Below are 10,311 nucleotides of genomic sequence, written 5' to 3'. Positions count from 1 at the left end.
GGCCCGACGACGGGCGCCATCGTGGACGGGGCCGACGTGTCGACGAGCGAGGGCACGTTCGCGCGCTACGAACTCGTGGATCTGACCGCCGCCACCGTCGAGGCCCTGCGCGGGCGGCCGCTGGACAGCCTGCTCGCCTCGTTCGGCGATCACCGCCCGTCCCTCGAGCCCGTCATCGGGGTGGGCGATTTCGTCGCCGTGTCCGTATGGGAGGCCGGCTCGGGCGGCCTGTTCTCCGGGCCGCTCGCCTCCGACCGCTTCTCCGCCGGCTCCAAGGCCGCCACCATTCCCGAGCAGGTGGTCGCGCGCGACGGCGCCATCTCGGTGCCGTATGCCGGGCGCATCCCCGTCGCCGGACGCCGGCCCCAGGACGTGCAGGCCCTCATCGAGACCGAGCTCGCCGGCAAGGCGATCCAGCCCCAGGTTCTCGTCTCGGTGACGAAGGCGGTCTCGCAATCCGTCACCGTCTCGGGCGAGGCCGTCACCGGCGCCCGCGTGCCCCTGTCGGGCAAGGGCGACCGCCTCCTCGACGTCGTCGCCACCGCGGGCGGCGTGAAGGTGCCCGTCAACGAGACCTTCGTGCGGCTCTCGCGCGGCAACCTCACCGCCACGGTGCCGCTCACCACCGTAGTCTCCAACCCGCGCGAGAACATCTTCCTGCGCCCCAGCGACGTCCTGACCCTGGTGCGCGATCCCCAGACCTTCCTGGCGGTGGGCGCGCTCGGCAACTCCACCGAGATCCCGTTCCAGGCCGAAGGCATCACCCTCGCCCAGGCGCTGGCCAAGGCGCGCGGCCTGTCCGACTTCCAGGCCGACCCGGCCGGCACCTTCATCTTCCGGTTCGAGCCGGCCGCCGTGGTGCGCCGGCTCAAGCCCGGCAGCCCGCTGCTCGGCACGCCGCTGGTGCCCGTGGTCTACCGGATCAACATGCGCGACCCCAACAGCCTGTTCCTCACCCAGGCCTTCCGNCAAGCCCGGCAGCCCGCTGCTCGGCACGCCGCTGGTGCCCGTGGTCTACCGGATCAACATGCGCGACCCCAACAGCCTGTTCCTCACCCAGGCCTTCCGCATGCGCAACCGCGACCTCGTCTACGTATCGAACGCCCCCTTCACCGAGGTTCAGAAGGTCCTGTCGGTGTTCTCAACCGTCACCGCGCCCGTCGCCGCAGGCGCCTCCCTCTACGCCACGGCCCGCTGAACGGCGGACCGTCGGGTACAAAAAAACGGACCCTCACGGGTCCGTTTCTCGTTCTGGTGTGACGGTTCGAGCGGCGAGGCCTACGGCTTGCCGCGCTTCGACATCAGCTGCTCGATGAGCGAGCCGCCCTTCTCGATCTCGTGCAGTTCCTCGGCCACGGCGTCCACGGTCTCGCGGATCTGCTCCGGGGTATGCTCGGAGGTGATGAAGAAGCGCAGGCGCGAGGCCCGCTCGGGCACGGCCGGGTGGATGATCGGCTGCACGTTGATGCCGCGCTTGAACAGGCGGTCCGACAGGGTCACGGATTTCAGCGAATCGCCGACGATGACGGGAATCACCGCGAGGCCCAGGCTCGTGCCGGTGTCGAGGCCGTGCTTCTTGGCGCAGGCGAGGAACAGGTTGCCGTTCTGGCGCAGGCGCTCCACCCGGTGGGGCTCGGCATGCATGATCGCCAGCGCCGTCTCGGCGGCGGCGGCCAGCGGCGGGGACAGGCCGACGCTGTAGATGAAGCCGCCGGCCGTGCACTTGAGATATTCGATGAGTGCCGCCGGGCCGGCGATGTAGCCGCCGCAGGTGGAGAGCGTCTTCGACAGGGTTCCCATCCAGATGTCGACCCCATGCGGATCGACGTCGCAATGCTCGGCGAGGCCGATGCCGGTGCGGCCGAGGACCCCGAGGCCATGGGCGTCGTCGACCATCAGCCACGCATCATAGCGCTGCTTCAGGGCGATGAGGGCGGCGAGATCCGGCGCGTCGCCGTCCATGCTGTAGAGACCCTCGACGACGATGAGCGCCCGGCGGTGCTCGTGCCGGGTGGCGCCCAGCAGGGTCTCGAGGGCGTCGAGGTCGTTGTGCGCGAACGAGCGGCGCTGCGCGCCCGAAAGCTGCGCCCCGGTGACGATGCTGTTGTGGCTCAGGGAATCGTGGAAGATCACGTCGCCCGGCTCCATCAGGGCGCCGAGGGTGGTGACGTTGGTGGCGTGCCCGCTCACCATCACCACACAGGCTTCCGTGTCGTAATGGTCGGCCAGCGCCTTCTCCAGGGAGAGGTGCCCCGGGCGCTCGCCCGCGACGATGCGGCTGGCCGAGGCCGACGTGCCGAAATCCTCGATCGCCTTGGCGGCGGCGGCGTTCACGTCCGGGTGCCCGTTGAGGCCGAGGTAGTCGTAGGACGAGAAGTTGATGAACGACTTGCCGGCGATGCGGGTGCTGGCACCGGCCCGGGTCTCGTGGACCCGGAAGAACGGATTGCCGAGCCCGATGAGGTCGGCGGCCGAGCGCTGCAGGCGCAGTTCCCGGTAACCCGGCAGGGTCTCGAAATTCTGCACCGACGGGTCGCCCGCCGGGCGCGCGGGCGCACGCACGGGAGCGGGCCGGTTGGCGTTGCGGCCGAGGCGGTTCGTCACGAAGCCCGCGAGCGCCGCGCGCCCGCCGTCCGGTCTGGCGGGTTTGGTCACGGCAGGATTTCCTTGATGACGAGGCTGTTCTCTTCAACCAGCGCGTGGAAGGGTTCGAGGGTGCGGACGTCCACGCCCTCGCTGGCATGGCGCTGAGCGAGACTCATCACGGCGGCCGCCGCCTCGTCCACGGGGGCCGAGATCGACTGGATCAGGGTCTCGGTCAGCTCGTTGACCGTGAGCCCGGACGAGATGCCGGAGGGCGGCGCGTCGAGGGCGAAGCGCTCCTGTAGGCTGGCGCCGAGTTCGACGCCCATGAGCGAATCGAGGCCGATCTCCGAGAGGTGACGCACGCGGCTGATGTCGTCCTTCGGCAGGCGCAGGATGCGGGCGATGTCCTCGACGATGGCGTCGGCCACGGTCTTGCGCACCGTGTCGATGTCCTGGGTCTTGAGCAGCGTCCCGATGTTGATTGCCGCCACGGTGCCGGCTTCCATCTGCTGGTCCGAGCCGAGTTCGGCGTAGCTCGGGCTCTTCATGGTGGCGAGGCGCTCGCGCGCCTTGCCCCAATGCATGGAGGCGATGGCCACCACTGCGTCGTCGCTGCTGCGGCCCTGGCCCTGCAGCGCATCGGCCATGAGGTCGAGACAGTGGCGGGCATCCATCGGCGTGACGCCGACGCGGCCCGCCAGGGTCTCCATCACCGCGCGGTTGCGGGCGAGCACGCCGACATCGCCGATGGCGCCCCAGGCGACGGCGAGCGCCGGCAGCCCGGCCTTCCGCCGGCGGCGGGCGAGGCCTTCCATGAAGCCGTTGGCGGCCACATAGGAGCCTTGCCCCGGATTGCCGATGAAGGTCGTGGCCGAGGAGAACAGCACGAAGTAGTCGAGCTTTCGCGCGCGCGTGGCCGCGTCGAGGTGCTCGGCCCCGATCACCTTCGGGCGGATGACCGCGTCGAGGGCCGCCGCGTCGATGTTGGCGATGAGCCCGTCCTGCAGCACCATGGCGCCGTGGATCACGCCGGCGAGTTTCCTGCCCCCGCGCTCCACGTCCGCCAGCAGGGCATCCACCGCCTTGCGGCTGGTGATGTCGCAGGCCTTGGCCTGGACCTCGACGCCGCGGGCGGTCAATTCGGCCACGAGGGCCTTGGCGTCCTCGCTCTCGGCGCCCTTGCGGCCGATCAGCACGATGCGCCTGGCGCCACGGTCGGCGAGCCAGCGCGCGGCCTCCAAGCCGAAGCCGCCAAGGCCGCCGGTGACGAGGTGGACGCCGTCCGGCGCGATGGTAAAATCGGAGGTGGGGGCCATCATCACGCTGCCGGCCTTCGGCGGCGCGATGACGATCTTACCGACATGCCCCGATTGCTGCATCAGCCGGAACGCGTCGGAGACCTCGTCGGAGGTGAAAGGCTGATACGGCAGCGGCTTGAGGCCGCCTTCGTTGAACAGGGCCATGACCTCGCGGAACAGCCGCGCCCCGTCCTCGCCCTGGTGCTGCAGCACCTGATCGAGGTCAACGCCGAAGTAGGACAGGTTCCGGCGGAACGGACGCAGGCCGATATGGGTGTTGGCGACGTAGTCGCGCTTGCCCAATTCGATGAAGCGGCCGAACGGCTTGAGGCAGTTGAGGCTGCGCTCCATGGCCTCGCCGAACAGGCTGTTGAGGACCACGCCGACGCCGTCGCCGGTGATGCGGCGGACATCGTCCACGAAGGCGAGCGAGCGCGAATCGAGGACATGCTCGGCGCCCAGGGCCTTCACCAGGGCGCGCTTCTCGCGCGATCCGGCGGTGGCGATGACGCGGGCGCCCTTGAGCTTGGCGATCTGCAGGGCCGCGAGGCCGACGCCACCGGCGCCACCATGGACGAGGACCCACTCGCCGCGCCGCAAGCGGGCGCAGCTCACGAGGCCGTAATAGGCCGTCAGGAAGGCGACCGGCACCGTGGCGGCGGCCTGCGCGTCGAGTCCGGGAGGGCTCGGCGCCACCACGAGCTCGGGCACGACGATGTGGGTCGAGAAGCCCGACTGCGCGAAGGCGACGACGCGGTCGTCGACCTTGAAGGCGCTGACGCCGCTGCCGACGGACAGGACCCGGCCGGCGACTTCGAGGCCGAGGCGCGGACCCGCGAACCCGTCCTCGAGGATCTCCTCGGGCAGCATCGACAGCGCCCAGAGCACATCGCGGAAGTTGAGGCCGGTGGCCTCGACGGCGATCTCGACCTCGCCGCGTCCGGGGGCCCGGCGCTCGGCCGGGCCCCAGGCCATTTCGTTGAGGCCGCCGGTGTTGCTGCGCTCCAGGCGGGCGGCGGGAGCCGGCACCGCGTCGGCGGCGGGCCGGCGCGCGATCTGGCCCGGCGCGAACCGGATCACCCGGGTCTGGTCGGCGTCGAGGATGATCTCGGTCTCGGTCGTTCCCGACAGGATGAGGTCACGCAGGCGTTCGGCCGCGAGCTTGGTCGAAAGGGCGTCGGTGACGTCGATGCGGCGCACGTCGAGGTTGGCGACCTCGTTGGCGAGGGTCCGGGTGAAGGCCCAGACGCCGGCCTCGACGGAGCCGTCGACATCGCCGTCGTCGCGTGTGGCACCGGGACAGACCACCCACAACCGGGTCTGGCGGCTGCCGAGATGCTCGACGCAACGCTTCAGGCTGAGGCAGCGGTCGCGCAGGCGGTCGGAGGCCGCTCCCTCGGTGTTGAAGGCACCGGCGAGGAACACCACCGTGTCGGGCGTTTCGCGCTCGAGTTCGAGGAGCGACTGCTCGGAATCGAGGATGATGGAGACGTGGACGCCGCCGGCCACCAGCAGGGTCGCCAGCGACGAGGCGGTTTCGGCCGCGTAGCCGTCGTGCGAGCCGATAACGAACGCGAAAGTCTGGCCGGCGGCCGGCCGGGCGCGCACGGGTGCCTCGGCGATGAACAGAAGGTCGTCGCCATTGTCGGAGACCGCACGATCGACGGCGATCCGGACGAGGCCGGTGTCGCTGAGCGACCGCTGCCAGCCGGTGATGTCGTCGAGGCGCCCCATGGGCATGTCGCCGGCGACGTCGAACCAGTCCGGCGTCAGGCCGAACACGAGGTCGCGGAACAGGGACGCACCGGGCTCGACGGCGATGAGGAAGCCGCCTGTGGCCAGCGCATCGGCGACGAGCTGAAGGACGCCACGCTCGGCGCGGTGAAGCACGTCGCTCGCGAGGATCGCGTCGAACCCGCCGGGGGTGAGTTCGGCGGCGTCCTCGATGACCGTGACGCCGCGCGGCAGGGCGAGGCGGGCACGCTCGGCCAGGCGACGGTCTGCCTCGAACACCGAAAGCTGTGCCTCGATCCCGTCCGCGAAGGCCGCGGCCTGGGCCGACAGGGGGCCGAAGCCGACCTGGAGCACCCGCAGGGCACGGTCGCGCGGCAGGGTGGCGGCACCCTGCTCGACGATTCGCGCGATGACATCAGCCGAAGCGCGGGCGGTGGCGCTGCGCAGGATGAAGGCGTCGAGGGCGTTCTGCGACAGGGTCGGGGCGTGGACGAGGTCGCCGGCGAGAAGACGGCCGACGACGGCGCCGATATCGGCGGTCAGCACGAGTTCGGCCGAGAGGTCGGGGTGATCGGCGGCGATCCAGCGCATGATCTCGTCGGGCGCTGGCAGGGTCACGTCCTTGCGCAGGGTCCAACGCTCGCCGTCGAGGGTGGCGAGACCGCTGCTCTCCAGGGCGAACAGGGCGTTCAGCAGCCAGGGGCGCATGGCCTCGGGCACGCGCTCGTCGATGGCGACGGTGCCCGAACGCTGCAGGCCTTCCGCGAGGCGGTAGGCCATGGAGGTGGCCCAGCCTTCGAGGAGCAGGTGGCCGGGGGCGAGGGGCGCCTCGGGCGCGGCGAAGGCCGCCTTGGCCTGGGGCCGCACGGCATCGGCGATGCGCTGGCGCCGGTCGAGGGGGATCGCCGTCGGTTCGGTGGCGAGCTCCGGGCGCTGCGCGATGGCGTAGGCCGCGAGTTCGTTGGTGTTCTTGGTGCGCAGGGCCTGGAAGCGGCCCTCGCGCAGGGTGGCGATGACCTCGCCCGTCGCGTCCACCAGGGTGAAGTCGGCCAGGATGCTGCGCTCGTTGGCGCGGCGTGTCCGGATCATTGCCCGGGCGATGACGGCACCCGGCCGGACGAGGCGGATCTCGCCGAAGCGCACCGGCACGTAGGCCTTGGTCGAGCCCTCGCCCATGAGGCCGGCGAACAGCAGGATCAGGCCGTGGAAGCACGAATCGAGGCGCGCCGGCACGAGGCCGAAGCGGTCGTCGGCTTGCGCCGGCACGAGATCGGAGACGATGGTGGTCTCGTCGAGGCGCGCAGACAGGGCGACCTGACGGAAGCTCGGGCCGAAGCCGAGGCCGGAGGCGGCGGCGATGCGGTAGAGGGCCTCGCCGTCGACGGCCTGCTCGCCCGGCTCGGGGATGTCCTGGCGGGCGGGCGGCTGGAACGTGCCGTCGACGATCTTCGCCGCGGCGTGGAGTTGCCAGGCGGCCTGGGTCAGGCGCGGCCGGCTCAGGATCTGGATGCCGTTGCCCGAGCCCGCGACCCGGACCATGACCTCGCGCAGGGATTCCTCCCCGAACACCATCGGCGACTGGATCTCGAACTCGGCCAGCACGACGGTGTCGCTGCGCATGACCTCGCGGGCGACGCCGAGCGCCATTTCGATGAAGGCCGCACCGGGCAGGATCGCCTGTCCGTCGATGCGGTGATCGTCGAGTTCGGGCACCGTGGCGATGTCCACGTGGCCGTGCCATTCGAGGCCGTCGACGGTGACGCGCGAGCCGTAGAGCGGGTGGTAGGCGCGCGGCGTGGTGGCGCCGACGCCTTCGGTGGTCTCGGCGAGGCGGAAGGAGCGGCGCTGCCACGGATAGAGCGGCAGGGACACGTCGCCCTTCGGGTTCTGGCCGAACACCGTGGTCTCGTCCACGGCCGCACCCTGCACGAGGGCGGCGGCCACGGTCCGGGCGATGGGATCGCCGCCGGCCTGCTTGCGGTGGAGGACGCCGATGGTGGCGTTCTCGATGCCGAGCGGCTCGATGGCGTCGCCGATATGCGACAGCAGGGTGGCGCGGGGGCCGACCTCGACGAAGACGCGCGCCCCCTGGCGGGTGGCTTCCTGCACGGCCTGGGCGAAGCGCACGGGCTCGCGGATGTTGCGCCACCAGTAGCCGGCCCCGAACTCGGAGCCCGCCAGCACCGTGCCGGTCACGGTGGAGACCATGGCGGTGGCGCCGGCATGGGGCTTGAGGCCGGCGAGATCGCGCAGGAGCGGCTTCTCGGTCGGATTCATCAGCCGGCCGTGGAAGGGGTATTCGAGATCGAGCTTGCGCCCGCGGCGGCGCTTGCGCGCGAGCGACTTCATGGCGGCGTCGATGTCCGCCACCGGGCCCGCGACCGTGATGGCCTTGGGGCTGTTGTAGGCGGCGATGTCGAGGCTCGGGTAATCCTTCAGGAACAGCTCGATCTCGTCGGCGGGCGCGAGCAGCACCGCCATGGTGCCGAGACCGCGCGTCGATTCCTGATGCTGGCTGCGGAAGAAGATCACCTTCACGGCCTGCTCGAGGGTGAGGATGCCGGCGGCTTCCGCCGCAGCGATCTCGCCGACGCTGTGGCCGAGCACGTATTTCGGGTTGAGGCCGCGCGCCCGCAGCGCCGTGGTCGAGGCGCTGGAGATGGCGAAGATCAGGGGCTGGGAGACGCGGGTGAGCACGAGGCGCGCGTCGAGGTCCTCGGCGAACAGGGCCTCCTTGAGGGACCAGTCCGAGAGCTTGAGGAAGAGGGTGTCGATGCGGTCGAAGGCGGCGCGGAAGACCGCGTTCTCCTCGTAGGCCTCGCGGCCCATGCCGGCCCACTGGCTGCCGTTGCCGGAATAGACGAAGGCGACCTCGGCCGAGCGGTCGACGGCGGTGCCGATGAGGGCGGCGTCCGTATCCTCGGACTCGCCGACGGCACGCAGGACCGTCGGCAGGTCGGCGTCGAGGGCGATGGCGAGGCGCGACGACAGGCGCTCGCGGCGATGCGCGGCGGCGGCGGCGATGCGGGCGACCTCGGCCGGCGCGGCGCCGTCGAAACGCTCGGCGTAGTCGAGGGCGAGCTCGTTGAGGGCCGCGCGGCTCTGGGCCGACAGCAGCAGCACCTCGGGCGCCCGGGTGGTCTCGGCCTTGGCGGCGACCCGCGCGCCGTCGGTGAGGACGATGTGCGCGTTGGTGCCGCCGAAGCCGAAGGAGTTGACGCCGGCGAAGCGCTCGGCCGTTCCGCGCGGGATCGCGAGTGGCTTGTTCAGGACCTGCAGGTTCAGGTCGGTGAACGGGATGTCGGGGTTGAGTTCGGCGGCGTGCAGAGAGGCCGGCACGAAGTCGTGCTCGAGGGCGAGACTGGCCTTGAGCAGGCCGGCGAGGCCCGAGACCGGCTCGGTGTGGCCGATGTTGCTCTTGATGGAGCCGATGGGCAGGGGCTCGCGACGGGGCTTGCCGAGCTTACCGCCGATGGCGCCGGCCTCGATGGGGTCGCCCACGGGGGTGCCGGTCCCGTGCGCCTCGACGAAGACGACCTTGTCGAGGTCGATCTCGGCCTCGCGGTAGACCTGTTCGAGGAGTGCGCCCTGCGCATAGCCCGAGGGAAGCGAGATGCCGGTGGTGCGGCCGTCGGAATTGACGCCGCTCGCCGCGATGACGCCCCGCACGGTGTTGCCGTCGCGGGCCGCGGCTTTGGCCGATTGCAGCACGAGGACCACGCCGCCCTCGGAGCGGACGTAGCCGTCGGCCTGGGCCGAGAACGCGCTGCACAGGCCGCGGCGCGACAGCATCTGGGCGTTGGAGAAGCAGATGAAGTTGAACGGGCTCGCCAGCAGGTTGACGCCGGCCACCACGGCCGTGTCGATCCGGCCGCTGGCGATGGCGGCCACCGCCGCATCGAGGGCGACGAGGGACGACGAGCAGGCGGTGTCGACGGTGAAGCTCGGGCCCTTGAGGTCGTAGATGTACGAGATGCGGTTCGACAGGATCGAGAGGGTGTTGCCGGTGGCCGCGTAGGCGTCACCCGAGGCGGTGTCGAGGATGCGCAGGTTGCCGTAATCCAGCGACGAGGCGCCCACGAACACGCCGATGGGGGTGCCGGCCACGGCGGAGGGACGCAGGCCTGCATCCTCCAGGGCTTCCCAGGTCAGTTCGAGCAGGAGCCGCTGCTGCGGGTCCATCTGCTCGGCCTCGCGCGGCGAGATGCCGAACACGCCCGGATCGAACGACCAGATCTCGTCGAGGATGCCCGCCGACCAGGTGTAGCTCTTGCCGCGCTCCTGGGCGCGGGGATGGCCGAACCGGCTGAGCGACCAGCGATCCTCGGGGATCTGGCCCACGGCGCAGCGGGCTTCCGTCAGGAGCTGCCACAGACCCTCGACGTTCGAGGCTCCCGGGAGGCGGCAGGCACGACCGATGATCGCGATGTCTGTACGTTGAGTCACGTTCGATTCGCACACGCTCTTGAACGGGGAACGAGACCGGCCTCGAAAAGAGGCCGGGCAATCCGTCCGATCCTTAGTATGGCACCAGGGCGGTGTCCAACACGGGGAAGAAGGGACGGGCGAGGCTTGGCGCGACGAAAGAACATCCTGTCGCGCATCATGATGCGTGGCCCGCCTGCTCCGAACGGAGACCGGTGGCGGGACCGGAAATCGAACGGATCAGGCGTCGCGGATCAGCGGTCGCGAC

The 10,311-nt window shown here is 70.7% G+C and carries 2 protein-coding genes and 2 pseudogenes; 2 read left to right on the top strand and 2 right to left on the bottom strand.

What is annotated here, in order from left to right:
* Window positions 1-968: pseudogene (locus ASF52_RS19505) on the top strand (polysaccharide biosynthesis/export family protein); the annotation flags it as partial.
* A 1-nt stretch (window position 969) separates the two neighbouring features.
* Window positions 970-1,198 (top strand): annotated as a pseudogene (locus tag ASF52_RS23355) (polysaccharide biosynthesis/export family protein); the annotation flags it as partial.
* An 80-nt stretch (window positions 1,199-1,278) separates the two neighbouring features.
* Here the strand turns inward: ASF52_RS23355 and ASF52_RS19500 are convergent.
* Both ASF52_RS19500 and ASF52_RS19495 read right to left on the bottom strand, forming a co-directional pair.
* On the bottom strand, window positions 1,279-2,655 hold the full coding sequence (locus ASF52_RS19500; RefSeq protein WP_056175632.1) for an aminotransferase class I/II-fold pyridoxal phosphate-dependent enzyme: 1,377 nt from the start codon (window positions 2,653-2,655) through the stop codon (window positions 1,279-1,281).
* Window positions 2,652-10,064, bottom strand: coding sequence for a type I polyketide synthase (locus ASF52_RS19495; RefSeq protein WP_156630241.1), 7,413 nt, complete (start codon window positions 10,062-10,064; stop codon window positions 2,652-2,654). The genes ASF52_RS19500 and ASF52_RS19495 overlap by 4 nt, the downstream gene beginning before the upstream one ends.
* Window positions 10,065-10,311: the final 247 nt, after the last annotated feature.

The organism is Methylobacterium sp. Leaf112, assembly GCF_001423295.1.
Taxonomy (GTDB): Bacteria; Pseudomonadota; Alphaproteobacteria; order Rhizobiales; family Beijerinckiaceae; genus Methylobacterium.
The sequence above is the reverse complement of the archived record's forward strand: the minus strand, read 5'-3'. Positions and strand labels throughout refer to the sequence as shown.